This is a genomic window from Martinezella rhizogenes, assembly GCF_000799715.1.
Taxonomy (GTDB): domain Bacteria; phylum Pseudomonadota; class Alphaproteobacteria; order Rhizobiales; family Rhizobiaceae; genus Rhizobium; species Rhizobium rhizogenes_C.
In genome coordinates, this window is sequence record NZ_JUHG01000017.1 from 104,369 (window position 1) to 120,507 (window position 16,139).

18 protein-coding genes are annotated in these 16,139 nt (G+C 58.6%); 6 read left to right on the top strand and 12 right to left on the bottom strand.

Annotation, left to right across the window (positions count from 1 at the left end):
- Positions 1 to 23: 23 nt before the first annotated feature.
- Entirely contained in the window at positions 24 to 593 is a 570-nt protein-coding gene (locus tag EX00_RS24870; protein ID WP_047464068.1) for a flavodoxin family protein, read from the bottom strand.
- A gap of 219 nt (positions 594 to 812) precedes the next feature.
- On the opposite strand from EX00_RS24870, the gene EX00_RS24875 reads away from it, so the two are divergent.
- Positions 813 to 1,727, top strand: a complete 915-nt coding sequence (locus EX00_RS24875) for a LysR family transcriptional regulator (protein WP_047464070.1) — start codon at positions 813 to 815, stop codon at positions 1,725 to 1,727.
- Here the strand turns inward: EX00_RS24875 and EX00_RS24880 are convergent.
- The 8 genes from EX00_RS24880 to EX00_RS24915 form a co-directional block, all read right to left on the bottom strand.
- Positions 1,724 to 2,119: a DUF1330 domain-containing protein gene (locus tag EX00_RS24880; RefSeq protein WP_047464072.1), complete on the bottom strand. Its 396-nt coding sequence runs from the start codon at positions 2,117 to 2,119 to the stop codon at positions 1,724 to 1,726. The two genes, EX00_RS24875 and EX00_RS24880, sit on opposite strands and share 4 nt — an antisense overlap.
- Before the next feature lie 67 nt (positions 2,120 to 2,186).
- Positions 2,187 to 2,525 (bottom strand): putative quinol monooxygenase, encoded by a 339-nt coding sequence (locus tag EX00_RS24885; RefSeq protein WP_155294133.1) that lies wholly within the window; start codon positions 2,523 to 2,525, stop codon positions 2,187 to 2,189.
- A 379-nt stretch (positions 2,526 to 2,904) separates the two neighbouring features.
- Entirely contained in the window at positions 2,905 to 3,798 is an 894-nt protein-coding gene (locus EX00_RS24890) for a LysR family transcriptional regulator (protein ID WP_047464075.1), read from the bottom strand.
- Positions 3,799 to 3,932: 134 nt separating this feature from the next.
- Positions 3,933 to 4,727, bottom strand: coding sequence for a carboxymuconolactone decarboxylase family protein (locus tag EX00_RS24895; RefSeq protein WP_047464076.1), 795 nt, complete (start codon positions 4,725 to 4,727; stop codon positions 3,933 to 3,935).
- Positions 4,728 to 4,786: 59 nt separating this feature from the next.
- Positions 4,787 to 5,257, bottom strand: coding sequence for a (R)-mandelonitrile lyase (locus EX00_RS24900; protein WP_047464078.1), 471 nt, complete (start codon positions 5,255 to 5,257; stop codon positions 4,787 to 4,789).
- A gap of 101 nt (positions 5,258 to 5,358) precedes the next feature.
- Positions 5,359 to 6,342 (bottom strand): aldo/keto reductase, encoded by a 984-nt coding sequence (locus tag EX00_RS24905; protein ID WP_047464080.1) that lies wholly within the window; start codon positions 6,340 to 6,342, stop codon positions 5,359 to 5,361.
- Positions 6,343 to 6,421: 79 nt separating this feature from the next.
- Positions 6,422 to 6,802: a DUF2255 family protein gene (locus EX00_RS24910; protein ID WP_047464496.1), complete on the bottom strand. Its 381-nt coding sequence runs from the start codon at positions 6,800 to 6,802 to the stop codon at positions 6,422 to 6,424.
- Between the two features lie 177 nt (positions 6,803 to 6,979).
- Positions 6,980 to 7,558, bottom strand: coding sequence for a TetR/AcrR family transcriptional regulator (locus tag EX00_RS24915; RefSeq protein WP_047464082.1), 579 nt, complete (start codon positions 7,556 to 7,558; stop codon positions 6,980 to 6,982).
- Positions 7,559 to 7,672: 114 nt separating this feature from the next.
- On the opposite strand from EX00_RS24915, the gene EX00_RS24920 reads away from it, so the two are divergent.
- The gene (locus tag EX00_RS24920) at positions 7,673 to 8,461 is read left to right on the top strand and encodes an SDR family NAD(P)-dependent oxidoreductase (RefSeq protein ID WP_047464084.1); all 789 of its coding nucleotides are present in this window, start codon (positions 7,673 to 7,675) and stop codon (positions 8,459 to 8,461) included.
- Positions 8,462 to 8,594: 133 nt separating this feature from the next.
- Entirely contained in the window at positions 8,595 to 9,668 is a 1,074-nt protein-coding gene (locus tag EX00_RS24925; RefSeq protein ID WP_047464086.1) for an alkene reductase, read from the top strand.
- Between the two features lie 154 nt (positions 9,669 to 9,822).
- Here the strand turns inward: EX00_RS24925 and EX00_RS24930 are convergent, their stop codons facing one another.
- Positions 9,823 to 11,010, bottom strand: a complete 1,188-nt coding sequence (locus EX00_RS24930) for a serine hydrolase domain-containing protein (RefSeq protein ID WP_047464088.1) — start codon at positions 11,008 to 11,010, stop codon at positions 9,823 to 9,825.
- An 80-nt stretch (positions 11,011 to 11,090) separates the two neighbouring features.
- Between EX00_RS24930 and EX00_RS24935 the strand changes: the two genes are divergently transcribed.
- Positions 11,091 to 11,993, top strand: coding sequence for a LysR substrate-binding domain-containing protein (locus EX00_RS24935; protein ID WP_047464090.1), 903 nt, complete (start codon positions 11,091 to 11,093; stop codon positions 11,991 to 11,993).
- A 152-nt stretch (positions 11,994 to 12,145) separates the two neighbouring features.
- Here EX00_RS24935 and EX00_RS24940 read toward each other — a convergent pair whose 3' ends face one another.
- Both EX00_RS24940 and EX00_RS24945 read right to left on the bottom strand, forming a co-directional pair.
- Positions 12,146 to 13,297 carry an ATP-binding protein gene (locus EX00_RS24940; protein WP_047464092.1) on the bottom strand — a complete coding sequence of 384 codons (1,152 nt, stop codon included), beginning with the start codon at positions 13,295 to 13,297 and terminating at the stop codon, positions 12,146 to 12,148.
- A gap of 2 nt (positions 13,298 to 13,299) precedes the next feature.
- Positions 13,300 to 13,992, bottom strand: coding sequence for a response regulator (locus tag EX00_RS24945; protein ID WP_047464093.1), 693 nt, complete (start codon positions 13,990 to 13,992; stop codon positions 13,300 to 13,302).
- 370 nt (positions 13,993 to 14,362) lie between these two features.
- On the opposite strand from EX00_RS24945, the gene EX00_RS24950 reads away from it, so the two are divergent.
- Positions 14,363 to 15,397 (top strand): ABC transporter substrate-binding protein, encoded by a 1,035-nt coding sequence (locus EX00_RS24950; RefSeq protein WP_047464094.1) that lies wholly within the window; start codon positions 14,363 to 14,365, stop codon positions 15,395 to 15,397.
- Between the two features lie 103 nt (positions 15,398 to 15,500).
- The gene (locus tag EX00_RS24955) at positions 15,501 to 16,130 is read left to right on the top strand and encodes a methyltransferase family protein (protein ID WP_047464095.1); all 630 of its coding nucleotides are present in this window, start codon (positions 15,501 to 15,503) and stop codon (positions 16,128 to 16,130) included.
- Positions 16,131 to 16,139: the final 9 nt, after the last annotated feature.

A 16,139-nucleotide genomic window follows, 5' to 3' on the forward strand; every position in this document is an offset into this window, starting at 1 on the left:
GTCTCCTTGGTTGAAAAAACACGTCAAGCGGGCTGAAATCGGCGCGCAGTCTCGGCAACGCGCCGCCCTAGATAGGCAGCGGTCGCCAGATCGCTGTTGATGGGAGCGATATCCGCCGCCTGGTCCGTGTTCGACTGGGTCATGACGCCCAGCCAGCTTCCGAGGCGGTTGAGGTCGTCGGCGCTACCGGTGCTGCTGCTGTTACCCGGCATCATATCGAGACCGACCCAGATCATGCCGTGCTGCGCGGCAAACAACGCCATCGAGACGAGCGAGTTCAGCTTGTCGCCGTGCTGGGCTCCGGAGTTGGTGAATCCGGCAGCAATCTTGTTGCGCCACTTCTGCTCCGACCAGGCTGCTTTGGTGGAATCCTCGAAGAACTGCTTGAGCCTGGCGCTGATCATCCCATTGTAAGTCGGTGACCCGAAGATGACGGCGTCGCTCTTCTCCAGCGCTTCCCAGTCTATCGGACCGTCCGCGACGGCGATGAGCTTCGCCTCCGCCCCTTGGACCTCCCGGATGCCGGCGGCAACCGCTTCAGCGGCGCGCGCGGTATGGCCATAACCGCTGTCATATACGATCGATATCAACAATATGCCGTCCTTCCATTGGCGGAATCGCCCGCGATGAGAGGACGACGTGCTTGCGCGATGTCGTTCATGACCGCTTCGGCTGAGACCGCCTCGAAAAATATCGTTTGCTTGATTTGATCCGTATCGTAGAAGTACATTCAGCAGTGGCGATTGTTTTTCACTTGTTTACTTCCCTGAATTCCGCAATCGCCTGATCAAAGCTTCTGAAAAGGGTTCTCTGTGCGCGACAGGTTCGACGGGGTGCAAGTTTTTGTGGAGGCCGTTGAAGCTGGAGGCTTTACAAAGGCAGCCGATCGGCTCTCCCTTTCGCCTTCGGCGGTCGGTAAGGCCATTGCGCGTCTGGAAGAGCGGCTTGGCGTTCGCCTGTTTCAACGAACGACGCGTACGCAGAGCCTGACCGAAGACGGTCAGCAATATTACGAGCGATGTGTGCGTGCCATCGAGGAACTGCGTGCCGGTGAATCCCTGCTGGAATCCGGACGGCGCGAGGTGGTCGGCAAACTGCGCGTATCGCTACCCGTATTGTTCGGCCGCTACTGCGTCGCACCCATCCTGCGTGCCTATGCTCGACAACATCCGAAGCTTGAACTCGAACTCAGCTTCAGTGACCGCCAGGTTGATCTGATTGCCGACGGCTTCGATCTCGCCGTCCGCAACGGTGCGCTCGGCAATGGAACCTCGCTGCGCGCGCGCAAGCTTGTCAGTCAACGCAAGGCGCTATGCGCCGCTCCGGCCTATCTCGCCGCACATGGACAGCCGCATTCCCTTGCTGATTTGGGGGATCGCGACACGCTCGTTTATTGGCGCAACGATTATGCGCTGCCTTGGCGGTTGCCCGATATGTCCGGCAACCTCGTTGACGTGCCTGTCACCTCCCGACTGCGTTTTGACGACCTCGAAGCGATCACCGACGCCGCCATCGAAGGCATGGGGCTTGCTTGGCTACCCTATTGGCTGATCAGCGACCACATACGCGCGGGCGATCTGGTGGAACTCTGGGCGGATAGGCCAAGCGCTACCATCGAATCCTACGCAGTCTGGCCGGCGGCCCAGCATCTGCCGCTGCGATCCCGGCTGGCGATCGATGCACTTGCGAGCGAATTGCCGAAACGGTTCGGGCAGGAGGCCCGTTAGTTCGCCAGACCTTCGACGATATAAGCGTTGGTATGGCCGGAATGCTGCCTGATCGGGCGGATCTTTGCATATTGCGGAGAACTGTACCAAGCCCGCGCCTGCTCCAGGCTGTCGAACGCGATAACCACGAGGCGCGATTTGGGTGTATTCCCCTCGAGCGCATCCATCTGACCGCCACGAACGATGTAACGGCCGCTGAACGGTGCGAAAGTCGATTCCACCTGCTGTGCGTAGGGTTTAACAGCTTCACGATCAGTAACCTCGAATTCCGCGACATAGTAGGCCGGTGCCTTACCCTTTGATGCAAGGCTTTGTGCCGAAAGGTTGTTGACTCCCACACAGGCGATTGCGGTCGCGATCACGGCGGACGAAAGGAAGCGTTTGGCTGCCATATGCATATTCTCCGTTGGTGAAACAGGCTATCTGCGGCATCGCTTACGGCCCTGACAGCCGCAAGCTTTACTGGGGTTTCACGCTAAGGTGCACGGGCACAGTTTCGATTAGTTTCCGCGACAGGATCATCGACTGGGTCGTCGCGACATACTTCTTGAAATGAGGGGATTCTATGTGCGCGCGATAGGCATCCTCGCTGGCGTAGATCTCGAAGAACCGGAGGCTGCTTGGCCGGTCTTTCTCCGCAACCGAGTAGATTGCCAGCACGCCAGGTTCCAGACGGATGGCATCGTCCATTTCCTCCTTCACCGCCAACTTATAGGCATCGAGTTGCGCCGGATCGATCACGAGTTCTGCAATGCGAACCACGGTGCCTTGCTGTTCCTGCGCGTTGACGGCGCTCATCCCAAATCCTCCGATTGTCAAACCGATCAGCAATGACGTTAGAATATAATGTTTGTCCGCCATCATGTGCTCCCACCCGTCAAAGACGGCTTTGATGTTACCTCGCCGCGATGGCACACGACTGCTGAGATGTTCCGTCGAATCCGTCGCTATCAGCGGCGGCCAATTACAACCATCCAATTGCAGGCACATGTTGTTTCGCGACGACAGTTCGCGCCAAGGCAACAATAGGAAGATAGCACCCTGACGTCCGCGGAATTAGCCGTCAGTATTTTGATGAGCTTATGAAGCAGGCTCATCAATGATCTGAAAATCAGGAGAAGGGGCGGCTAATCCGCTGCACTGTCCGCGACCAGACGGACAGACGCCAATTTCCCGGTCAAGCGGAGTAACGCAATGCGTTTACCAGAAGGGAAAATGCAGGGGAGGACTGACGTCGGCTTGGATAATAGAGGTGGAAACCTTCCCAATAGGGCGAAAAGTCCTCGAGAAACCGGTGGAGGCGCCCGGTTTCGAGATGAGGCCTGGCGATATCCTCTGGCACATAGGCGAAACCGAACCCATCAAGGGCCGCCTCAACAACATTGTAAATGGTATTGAAGACAAGCTGGCCGTCCACCCGAACCTTGATTTCGCGACCATTCTCCTCGAATTCCCAGGCATAGAGGCCGCCATAGGTCGGCAAGCGCAGATTGATGCACCGGTGCTGCGTCAGATCCTTGGGATGATTCAGACTATCGCGTGATGCAAAATAGGATTCCGTGGCGACGACCGCGAACCGTACATCGGGGCCAATCCTGACGGAGATCATATCCTTGGCGATCTGCTCGCCGAAACGCACGCCGGCATCGTAGCCGTCGCGGACGATATCCTGCAGGCCATAGTTCACATCCAGCTCGACCTTGATATCCGGATATTGATGCAGGAGGCTTCGAAGCCTAGGCCAGATATAGTACTGAATCTGATAGTCGCCGGCGGTCAGCCGGATGGTTCCGGCCGGCGTCTCGCGGAGCGCGTTCAGTCCATCGAGCGCCGACCCGATCTCATCGAATAGCGGAGAGATGCTGCGCAGCATCCGATCGCCCGCTTCGGTCGGCGAAACGCTGCGCGTCGTCCTCGTCAGGAGCCGCACGCCAAGTCGCGCTTCGAGCTGACGGATCGTGTGGCTGAGCGCCGACTGCGAAACGCCGAACTTGGCGGCGGCCTTTGTGAAGCTGCGCTCCCTTGCAACCATCAGGAATACCATCAGATCATTGATATTCTGGCGTTCCATTGATGATTCCTTCTCATAGACAGGCGCCTATTATAAACGCCCGCCTATGAAATGGTAGCAATCAAGTTCGTAACGGCGATTATGGCCGATCACCTTTGCGTTGAAGCGGCATGCAGATGCTCAGATCGAGGTTCCTACTTCGCGCGGTTTCGCAGAACCTCTCCAACAACCGCCGACGCTGAGAAGGCATTCGGCCAGCCGGCATAGAAGGCCGTGTGAGCGACAACCTCGCCGGCCTCTTCGGCGGTAAGTCCGTTATCCATCGCTCGGTTGAGGTGATAGGTGATCTGGGCGCTCTGACCCGATGCGATCAGCGAACTGACCGTCACAAGGCTGCGGTCTCGCGGTGCAAGACCCGGCCGCTGCCAGAGATCGAGAAACAGCGGATCGGTCGTGAACTGCACCAACCCTGGAGAAATGCCCCCGACATTCCTCTCGACGGCCGTTGCGCGTTGCCGCTCCGCCTCTTCATTGAGCGGCAGCAACTGTGGCGAGGCCACGGGGAGTTGATCGGCCGTGATGCCGCGGTCTTTGAAGACGTCCTTCGTCGCGGCGATTGCCGACATCGCGTTCGACCAGCCGGAGTAGAATGCGAGATGAGTGATGATCTCGGAAACCTCCGTCGGGGTAACGCCGCTATCAAGAGCGACATTCACATAGTGCTTCAGGTCGATTGCTTGATTTCGGGCGATGAGCACGGACAGCGTGACGATGCTGCGGTCTCGCCGAGACAATTGCGGCCGTTGCCACAGATTTCCGATGACGTCTTCCTCAGCATATCGGCCGAGCGCGGGCGATACGGACTGGATATCGCTGACCGACAACGACGAGGCACTTCTTGTCATAGCTCCGCCGCCCGTTCCTTCTTGTGCGAAAACAGGCTCACCCATCGTGAGTGTGATCGCTGTAGCAGCTAAAATTCTCTTCATGATATCTCCTAGCGACTGGTTGCCTGCTGACCCCGCGCCAAAACGCGCGGCCCAGCCAATCAGTTCAGGTATTGGTCATCGGTGACATGTTCCATCCAGCCGCCGGGAACGGCTGGGTCATCCGGGAAGGTGATAGAGATGTGGCGCATACTGGTCGTGGCCGTGGCGCCGTGCCAGTGCTTGACGCCCGCTGCGGTCCAAACGACGTCGCCGGCCCTGATTTCACGCTTGGTGCCGCCATTTTCCTGGATCCAGCCGACCCCATCCGTGACAATCAGAGCTTGCCCGGTAGAGTGGACGTGCCATGCCGTCCGGGCGCCCGGCGAAAAGGTGACGTGCCCTCCGATGGCTCGTTTGTTCTGATCGACTGCGAAGAGCGGTTCGACCACGACCTGCCCGGTGAAATTCTGGGCAGGTCCGACTATGTGGGCGCGCGAACCGTTGGGCGAGACTTCGACGCCCTCGGCAGATGCAGGTTCGACGCCTGCAAGGGCGAGCGGCAATGCCGCTGCGAGTATCTTTTTCTTCATCGTTTCCCTTTCTTGCGCTGGTTTCAAGCAGACGGACATCCCGCCAAGCGTCGGCCGTCAGGTCGACGCAGGACCTCGATGCAGCGGGATTGATGGTGCGGCTATAGTCCGGAGCGACGCAAAATGGCTTCGGGGTAACGAGCGCCCTGGATGACGATGTTGGCCTGCTCGATCTCGTCGAGATCGGACTGATCCAGAGTGACGTTCAACGCGCCGATATTCTCCTCGAAGCGCTCGAGCTTGCGTGTGCCGAACAGAGGGACAATCCAAGGCTTCTGGGCCAGCAGCCAGGCGAGCGCGACCTGCGCCGGTGTCGCGGCGTGCTTCTCACCGATCCTACGGATCAGATCGATCAGCTTTTGGTTGGCAAGACGAGCCTCCTCGGAGAAGCGCGGCGTTTCCGCTCGGATATCGGAACTGTCGAATTTGGTGTTGACGTCGATCTTGCCGGTCAGAAACCCTTTGCCGAGAGGACTGTAAGGCACAAGCCCGATGCCGAGTTCCTCGATCGTCGGGATGATCTCGGCTTCCGGTTCGCGGGTCCACAAGGAATATTCGCTCTGCAGCGCCGCAACCGGCTGCACCGCATGCGCGCGGCGAATGGACTGGGCGCCCGCCTCGGACATGCCGAACCACAGCACCTTGCCTTCGGCGATCAGGTCCTTCACCGTTCCGGCGACATCTTCCATCGGCACGTCTGGATCGACCCGGTGCTGATAGTAGAGATCGATATGGTCGGTGCGTAGACGCTTGAGGCTGCCCTCAATGGCGCGACGGATCTGCGCCGGTTTGCTGTTGACCCCACCGCGATGTTCGCCGGTTTCCTGATCGATGTCCCAGCCGAACTTCGTGGCGATCTTGACCTTGTCCCGGACCGGTGCGAGCGCCTCGCCCACCATCTCCTCGTTGGTCCAGGGGCCGTAAACCTCTGCCGTATCGAAGAAGTCCATGCCGCGCTCGGCCGCGGTCCTGATGAGGGCGATCATCTCCGCACGGTCTGGAAGCTCGCGGGCCTTGCCATAGCCCATGGCGCCCAGTGACAAGGCGGAGACTTCAAGGCCCTGGCCCAGTTTGCGCTTGATCATTTTGGGTATCCTTCTTTGAGGTCGGTCTGGACGGCTGAGCATCGGTCGCGTGGAGCGCGATGCGATCCAGCGTTCGCCGTCAGGCATTTTCCTTGCGCGGCGTGATCCTGACGGTTGCCGCCCGTGCCCGAGCACTGATCATCGGCGCCAGATACTGGCTCTTGCCGTATTTGGTGCGGTAAGCGTCATCGATGCTGTCGTTGATCAGTCCCTCGACCGGCTCGAAAGCGACCTCGCGCGTTACGCCAGCCGCAATGATCCGTCCGGCCTTCTGGTGGACCGCCGCTTGATACCAGCGGGATTTCTGGCCGTGGTAGCCGCGCACATAGAGCGCGCCATCGACCACGACTTCCCAGATCCAGGTCGGGGTGCCATAGGTGGCGCCATCCTCGCGAAACGGCGCAATTTTCAGATCGTCGGCCTGATCGATCTTCGCTAGCTCGTCATGCGACCAGTTCATTGTCGCCCTCTGCTCGTTGTTCAACAGTTGCTGCATCACACGGCGTCAACCATAGTCGCAGCGCGGCTTCTCATTGTTGGAGACTGAATGTAGCGCGCTGGCCGAGCTCTGATTAGGGGCGGCACTTTGCATGAACTTATGAGCGAGGCTAATCAATCCGCGATTTGCCGCGGTTCCTCATTCGGGTTTTGCCGGTGCGGAGGCAGGTCGGTCGGTCTCGTCATCGATCCAGGCGAGGGTCTCCGTCAATATCTCCTTCGATAAGGCGGGATCGACCATAGCGCGTGCCAGGATCGTTGCCCCGACCATCGCGGACCAGCTTGCGATTGCCCGACGCCGACGGTCGGCTTCGGCCGGCCCTTCGGCCTTTTCGCTCATCCAGTCTATCTGCGCGCGCACGCCATCCGTCACCGCCGCACGGGCCTCCGGTGTCTGGCGCAGTGTATCGGCGACCAGCCCGGAAATCGGGCAGCCACCAGCCCTGTTGTCGCGATGGCGCGGTGATAGATACTCCTTCATGTAGTCTGGCAGGGGAAGTGACGCACCATTGCGCTGGCCAAGCGCGTGCGTGAGCGCCTGGACGATGAGGTCATCCTTCGAGCTGAAGTGACCATAGAAGCTGCCATGCGTCAGTCCCGCGGCCTTCATGACTTCTGCGACGCCGACTGCATCAAATCCTTTTTCTCGAAACAGTCGGCTTGCGACCTCCAGGATCCTTTGGCGGTTTTCGGCCATCTGTTCACGGCTGATTTTCATTTTGCGATTTCTCCATGTTTGCCATTGAATTTTTTATGATAGCCATCATTTTAAGACCGTAATTAGGATAAGCATCATAATTATATTGGCACTCATTCGAAAGAGAACAAGACAATGGCTGACACTCCCACCGTCCTCATCACCGGCGCGTCCTCGGGTATTGGAGCGGCATATGCAGAACGTTTCGCCCGACGTGGGCACGATCTCGTACTGGTCGCGCGCAATAAAGCAAGACTGGAGGCTCTCTCGGCACGACTGCACGATGAAACCGGCGTGACGGTCGACATTCTACAGGCCGATGTTACAAATTCCGATGAACTTGCGGTGGTGGAAACGCGTCTGCGCGAGGATCATCGGATCGGAATTCTCGTCAACAATGCCGGTACGAGCCTGGAAGGGGCATTTCCCAATCAGGCTGCGAATGATATCGCCCAATTGATTGCGCTCAATGTGACGGCGGTTGCCCGTCTCGCCAGTGCCGTCACACCGCGGTTCATCGAGGCGGGCTCGGGTGCGATCATCAACGTCTCCTCGGTCGTCGGGCTTGCCCCGGAATTTGGAATGTCCGTCTACGGCGCCACCAAGGCGTTCGTGACGTTTCTCTCGCAGGGGCTCAGCCTCGAACTCGGCCCCAAGGGGATTTACGTGCAGGCAGTTTTGCCGGCTGCGACGCGGACGGAGCTCTGGGAGCTTGTCGGCATCGACGTCAACACGCTTCCGGGCGTGATGGAAGTGGGCGAACTCGTGGACGCAGCCCTGGCAGGCTTCGACAAGCGCGAAGGTATCACCATCCCGCCGCTGCATGATGCCGCCCAATGGGATGCATATCAGGCCGCACGTCAGGCGATGCTCCCGGGCTTTGCACAGGTCCACGCAGCAGAGCGTTATCGCTCCGCCGCCTAACGCCTCCCGCAGAAACGCGCCGTCACCGACACAGGCCGTGCCGCAAAGGCTGGCCGGCCTGTGCCGAGCTTCGGCGCGAAACTCCGAGGCGCGACAGAGAACCTTGAAATCCGGACGAAAGAAAAGAAACGAAATGACTGACAACGCACTTTTTGAACCCTACACACTCGGCGCACTGACGCTTGCAAATCGTATCGTCATGGCCCCCTTGACCCGCAACAGAGCTGGCGCTGGCTTCGTGGCGAGCGAACTCGCGGTGGAATACTATTCTCAGCGCGCGACTGCTGGCCTGATCATATCGGAAGGTGCGCAGATTTCGCAGCAGGGGCAGGGCTATCAGGATACGCCGGGTATCTATACGCAAGCTCAGATCGACGGGTGGCGGAAAGTGACCGACGCGGTGCATGCCAAAGGCGGGCACATCTTTCTGCAGCTCTGGCATGTGGGGCGTGTTTCGCATGTCGATTTGCAGCCGAATGGCCAAGCGCCGGTTGCACCCTCCGCTATCAAGCCCGAGACCAAGGTCTTTGTGAACAATTCGTTCGCTGACGTGTCCGAACCTCGCGCGCTCGAACTTGATGAGATCTCCGGCATCATCGCAGATTTTCGTCGCGCCGCCGCCAACGCAATTGCGGCGGGCTTTGATGGTGTCGAAGTTCACGGCGCCAACGGCTATCTGCTGGAACAGTTTGCCAAGGATGGTTCCAACACGCGTACCGACGCTTACGGCGGCTCGGTCGAAGGTCGGGCGCGGATGATATTGGAGGTCGCTACCGCCGTGGCCGCGGAGGTCGGTGCCCAACGGACGGGCGTGCGGATCTCGCCGGTCAATAGCATCGCATCGAGCGATCCGCAGGCGCAATTCAACTATATCGCCGAGAAATTGGGCCAGCTGGGTGTCGCCTATCTCCATGTTGTCGAAGGTGGGCGAGGAGGGCCGCATGAGGCTGCTGCCTTCAATTACGCAGAGCTTAGGGCCAAATTCGCAAACACCTACATTGCCAACAACGGCTACAACTTGGAACTCGCGACGTCGCGCTTTACGAAGGGCGAGGCTGATCTCTTTTCATTCGGCCGGCCATTCATCGCCAATCCTGATCTTGTCGAGAGGCTGAAGACCACTGCTCCGCTGACGGAGGTAAATCCGGCGACCATTTATGGCGGCGGCGCCGAAGGATATACCGACTATCCCGCCATCGCCGTCTAGCCGCATCTGACGAACCGGCGCCGTGCTGTTGCGCGGCGCCGGTTCAACATGTTTGAGGCGACATCCGTCACCGTGGGGATGCGTTAAAGCGGGAGCTGCGATCTACTAGCCGTGATCGTTATTCTTCCATTTGCATCCCTGCGCTTTAGAATTGCTATTTCATGACGCTGGTCCGCGAGAGTGGCATCGAGGTCGCCGCCGCGATGCTCTGCGCGAACCTGCCCGACATTCCCTCGTAGGCCGTGTTCGTCATGGAGATGACGCTTCTCTTCTTGGCGAAGTCGATACCCCACCAATTGCCATAGGTTCCACCCCAGGAAACCGACCCGCTGCTCCATTGGCTACCGGTAGACGCCGGGTCGATCAGAACGGCACCGAGCCAGGAAAACCCCCACCCCGGACCCATCGCTTGTGCCTCCGCGCCGACTCTCGGCTTCCTTGCCGCTTCACGCAGATCATTGCTCAGGAAACTGCCGGTGCGATAGGCCTCAAGCAGGGTCAGCACATCGCGGGAGCGGCCGGCCATGCCCGCCCCGGCCGACGGCCAGGCGGTCGAGTCTCGAATGCGACCTGGATCGAAACGAACGCCCGGCCCCTCGCTGTAACGCTGCGGCAACTCGACGCCGACGGCCATCCGCACCGGCGCCGGTTCGCCGTCGTGATAAGGGACGGCAAGATCCTCATCGGGCCAATGAAACGCCGCACCCAGTTGTAGCGGCTCCGATACCAGGGCGCTGATGGCGTCGCGAAGCGTCATGCCGGTGACGGCCTCGATGACGCCGCCGAGAACATCCGTCGCCACGGAATAGCGCCAGCCTTCGCCAGGCGCCCGGTCCAGCGGTACGCTCGCGACGCGGGCTAGATTTGCGTCGAGTGACCCCCGGCTCTCATCAAGGCCATCCGATACCCCCGCGCGGGCATAAGGTCCATCCGTAGGTTGCTGGGAGCGGTAGTCCAAGCCGGCCGTATGCGACATCAGGTGACTGATCCTGATGTCGGCGATCGAGCTATCGGCGAGACGAGGCGCAAACCCCGGAAGATACTTCGTTACTCTGTCTTCGGGTGACAAACGTCCGGCTTCTATCAACTTCAACATGGCCATGGTTGTGAGGGCCTTCGTCACAGAGGCGAAACGGAAGGGCGTTTCGATCTGCATCTGCCTGCCCGTCTCGCGGTCGGCGTGGCCCGCTGCCCGCTCGTAAACAAGCTTGCCATCTTCGGCGACCAGCACAACGCAACCAGCGATGCGGCCCTCGGCAAGTGCGGCTTCGATCGCAACATCAATCGCGCTCGCCAGGTTATTTGGCAGACTTTGTGTCTTGGGGGTTAAATCTTCGGTCATGGGTCACTCCAGTTTACAAGGATGTTTACTAGATATTTCACCTTGATCGTGAAGTTAAGGCGGGCCATACTTCAAAGGCCATGAAGCAGAACTTAACAATTGGAAGCGACCTTTTCTCGCTGTTGCCCGTGTTTCGCATGGTCGCAACGACAGGCGGCTTTACCGCCGCCTCTGGCCGGCTGGGGATAACGCCGTCGGCGGTGTCGCAGAAAATCCGGCAGATCGAATCTCTTGTCGGAACCCGGCTCTTCGAGCGGACAAGCCGTAGTGTCCGGTTGACCGAGGCCGGTCGCCTCCTCCTACAAAACACGGATCGGGCTTTCAGCGACATCGCGGACGCACTCGACCGGGTCCGGACTGTGGAAAAGCGCCCGGCGGGCAATTTGCGGATCAACCTGTCGCGGTTGGCGGCTCAGGTCTGCATCTTGCCGCGGCTGGCTGCTTTCGTCCGGCACTACCCGGACATCGCGGTCGAACTGACAACGGATGATCGATTGACCGATATCGTTGCCGGCGGTTTCGACGCGGGCATCCGTTTTGCAGATACCCTGGAGATGGATATGATCGCTCGCGCTATCGGTCCAAGTCTCCGCCGCTCCGTGCTGGCCTCGCGCTCCTACGTGGAAGCCGCTGGCATCCCCCAGCATCCCAACGATCTCACAAGCCATCAGCTTATCCGCTACAGGTTTCCGGCGAGCCAGCGATTGGTGCCCTTGACCTTCAATATCGACGGTCAGGTATTCCGTCTTGATCCGTCACCACGACTGGTGTTCGATGACAATCACCACTTCGACTTCGCAGTTCGCTCGGGCCTCGGCATCGCCCAACTTTTTAGAGAGACGGAAATACCTGCCATCGAAGCAGGTGAATTGGTCGAACTCCTGACAGAATTCGAGCCGCGTCCCGTCCAGTTCCAGCTGTATTACCCTTCACGGGCTCAGTCGCCAAAACTTCGGGCATTTATCGACTGGTTTTGTGGCTAGTTCCGGTCATCCTCCAGGCAATATGGTGTCAGGCCCGAGGTCTGTTCGCCCTGCTCATGAGGATACGCAATGTTGAACCGACAGCTCTATACAGACGCAATTGCTGCAACAACTCAATCGCGAAGGTCATTTGAATAGGTTCGCATCACGGCCTATTCTCGCCGCAGGTGGATTTCTACAGTCGCACCGCCGCCCGTTCGGTTCTCAAGCTCGAGATGTCCTCCGTGAGCGATTGCTATGGCCCGTACCACGGAGAGCCCCAGCCCTGTTCCGCCAGTTGCGCGCGAGCGCGATGGATCGCCCCGCCAAAATGGATTGACCGCGACCGCCTGCATATCCTCAGGAAAGCCCGGGCCACGGTCGAGAACGCGGATGACGACGCTTCCATCCGCCAGTTGCTCCGTTTCGCAACGCAGCCGACCACCGCCTGCTGCATAGCGGCAGGCGTTTTCCAAAAGAGCCAGCACAGCCTGACGGATACGGGACGAGTCCGCTGATATCCAGGCCGGCTGAAGATCGGTCTCGACTTGAAACCCGGATGCGTCGACCAGGGGTTTCGCCGATGCAAGAATGGCTTTGACGACTTCGGCAACATCAAGCCTTTGACGCTGCATCACGAGTTTCTGGTCTATTGCCAATGAAAGCGTGCGCAAATCCTCGACAATTCTTGCCAGGCCTTCGACTTGAAGCAAAAGATCGGAAATGGTCTTCCGCCTCATGGGAAACACACCGTCGAGCATGCCCTGCAGCGACCCTCGCAGAATCGTCAGCGGCGTGCGCAGTTCATGCGCGACCGCCATATTGTTGAAACGCAATCTTTCTTCCATCGTCTCAAGACCCGTAGCAAGAGCATTGAAGCTCTCCACAAGGCTGGATACTTCACGGGTGCCATTGAGAGACGCGGCGACCCGCACCGAAAAATCTCCCGTTTCCAGGGCTTTAGCGGCTGAGGTAAGCTCTTCCAGGGGACTTACGATCCGTCGTACCAGATATATCCCGATGATGGCGCATGTCAGAGCGGAAAACAGGCTGGAAATCACTATGGAAAGTTGAATTCTCAGATCCGTCTGCGTTTCGATATGATCGAGCAGAATCTTGAGCGCATCCCTGTCATGAACGGCAGCCTCGTTCAAATCCCTAAAGGCGGCCTCGGCACTCGGCGGCAGGTTATCCGTTGCACCTTGCTCGATATAGGAGGCATACCAGCCGACCCCTAGACCAGTCATGCCGACGCTGAGAACGAGCATGGTTGCAATTACAATCGCGGTGACCGTGGCCAATGAAAAGTTGGAAAATCTAGGCATCTTCACTCGGGATCGAAGAAACGGTAGCCAACTCCGCGTACCGCAGGGAAAAAGCCCTTCTGCCCCATATCCTCCAGCTTGCGCCGAAGATTGGAAATATGCATGTCCACAGTGCGAACCAGGGCATCGCTGTCGGGCAGGCAGGCGTCGAGAATATCGGACCGCGCAAAAGCCCGGCCCGGATGGCGGATCATATGGGCGAGAATTCGGAACTCGCTCAACGTCAGAGACAGTGGTACGCGCTTTCCGTCCTTGTCGATGACGGCGGAGTAGCTGCCGAAATCCACTTCCAAGGCGCGAAACCTTTGGATTGTATCCTGTCGTTCTCCCAGGGTCCGACGCAGAACCGCCCTGACCCGAGCGACGACTTCCTGCGGGTTAAACGGTTTGACGACATAGTCGTCGGCGCCAAGACGCAGGCCGCTCAAGCGGTCGAGGTCATCGGCGACAGCCGTCACCATAATGACAGGCGTAGAACTGGTCTGACGCAGGCGACTCAAAACAGCGAAACCATCGAGTTTCGGGATACGCACATCGAGTAGCACGATATCGGGCTTCAGTTGAGCATGATGCTGAAGGGCGGTTTCGCCATCGCTGGCCCGGACGGTTCGAAAGCCGTCCCGCGACAGATACGCTTCGAGTATTTCCGCGATTGCCGGCTCATCCTCAACGATCAGAACGAGACTGTTGTCCACGCTTATTCCCTGCAATTCTTTCGTCTGCCTCCGTCTCGACGCTGAAGGCAGAACTATTATTGACAATGAGGACGTCTGCAAATTCCAAACCGAGCCGCCACGACAATACCACCGTTTCCGGACAGTATCTTGATCTCGTCTTGACAGTTCCTTGATCGTCCCGCTGCAAACCGTTGGTATCGGAACTTTCGGAGACGTCGGCATGCGACTTGCATTTGATTATTTGAGCTCGGTCCTCGTCGAGGAGCAGCGGCCAGCCGCGCCGAGGGTCGCACGATTCGGCTCAATGAGACGCTTACTGGGCACAACATCCGGAATATGGCCAATAAGATCTCCGCGAGTGAGCATCAAGCAAACGTGGAAGAGAGCGATGCTATTTTCAACGGCGACCGCATTTTTTGGTGTGGCATCCTTATATGCCGCGCTTGAGAGCGCCGGGGCCGCCGCCGCCGAGCAACCGAAATCGATATCGGTGATTGCGTTTCCGAGCCCCCACAACTGGCCGATCTGGGCGGCGCAAGAGAAAGGATATTTCGATCGCAACGGTATCGCGGTGACGCTGACGCCGACGCCGAACTCGGAGTTTCTGATGACCGGCCTTATCGACGGCAGGTTCGACATCGCCATGGCAGGGATCGACAATGTGATCGCTTATATGGAAGGGCAGGGCGAAGCGCCGACAAAAGAGACGCCCGACATCTTTGCCTTCATGGGCGCCGGCAACCACGGCTTTCTGCAGCTCGTAACTGTGCCGGAGGTGAAGAGCTATGCGGATCTCAAGGGAAAGCAGCTCTCCGTTGACGCCGTCACGACCGGCTATGCGTTCGTACTGCGTAAGCTGCTGGAAAAAGGCGGGCTCAAGTTCTCCGATGTGGAATTCGTCAGCGTCGGCGGGTTGCAGGAGCGTTTCCAGGCGCTAATGGAGAAACGGCAGTCAGGCACGCTCCTGATCTCGCCGATGCACGCGGCCGCGCAAGTCAGAGGCTTCAATCTGCTGGCCGATGCCGACGATGTTCTTGGCCGCTATCAGGGCACGGCCTTCTCCGTGCGTCGAAGCTGGGCGAACGACAACGAGGCGGCACTCGTCGGCTATATACGCGCATATCTTACCGCTCTCGACTGGCTCTATGAGCCGGCCAACAAGGCTGAGGCTATCGTAATCCTGCGTCGGAATATGCCGAATATGTCGGAGACGTTTGCCGACGTGACCTACGAAATCCTTCTGCACCCCGAAAAGGGGATCAACCGGACAGGTGACCTCGACATGGCGGGAATAAAAACCGTGCTGGCCTTGCGGAGCGAGTATGGGGAGCCGCGCAAGGTGCTGACGGATGTCGAGAAATACTACGATCTTCAATACCTGGCAAAGGCTGCTGGCCTGCCAAGGCAGCCAACGAACCCGTAGATCGAATTGCAAGAGTGCAAAGCGTCATCGGGCACGGCTGCGGCCGCGAAATCGCGCGTGCCGGCGTCTGTGTCGTTATTTGAACACTATAGAGCTGAAAACAATGGCCATTTTCATGACATCGTCTGATCGACCTTTCAAGCAAAAGTCGCGAATCTGGGCGCTTTGGGCACTCACTGCCGCGTTTATCACTTTCCATCTTGTTGCCGGTCCGATCTTCCCCCTCGGAAGCCTCGCTCTGGCGCTGTTCGCCCAGATGGGAACATTACTGATTGCGTTTGGCGTCATCGGTCGGATCTGGTCGATCGTCTATGTTGGCGGCCTGAAAAATTTGGAGCTTGTGACCGAGGGGCCATATTCGGTCACCCGCAATCCTCTTTATCTCTTTTCCCTGATTACGATCAGCGGCGTCTGCCTGGTGTTTGGAAGCCTGCTCGCCACGGCGATTTTCACGCTGCTCGCCTACATCGTGTTCAGATATACGGCGAAACGGGAAGCACTATACTTGGCGCATCTGTTCGGCGAACAATACGCGGAATATGCCCGTCGCACACCATTGTTCTGGCCGGATGTCTCTATGTTCAAGTGGGGACAGGCCCACGCCATTTCTCGAAAAGCGCTGCTGGCGACGATCCGAGACGCTCTTTTCATTCTGGCCATGATCCCTTTTTCCGAACTAGTCGAATATCTCCGCGAAAGCGGCCTTCTTCCGGTGTCGATTATCGTCCCCTGAAAGCAATCA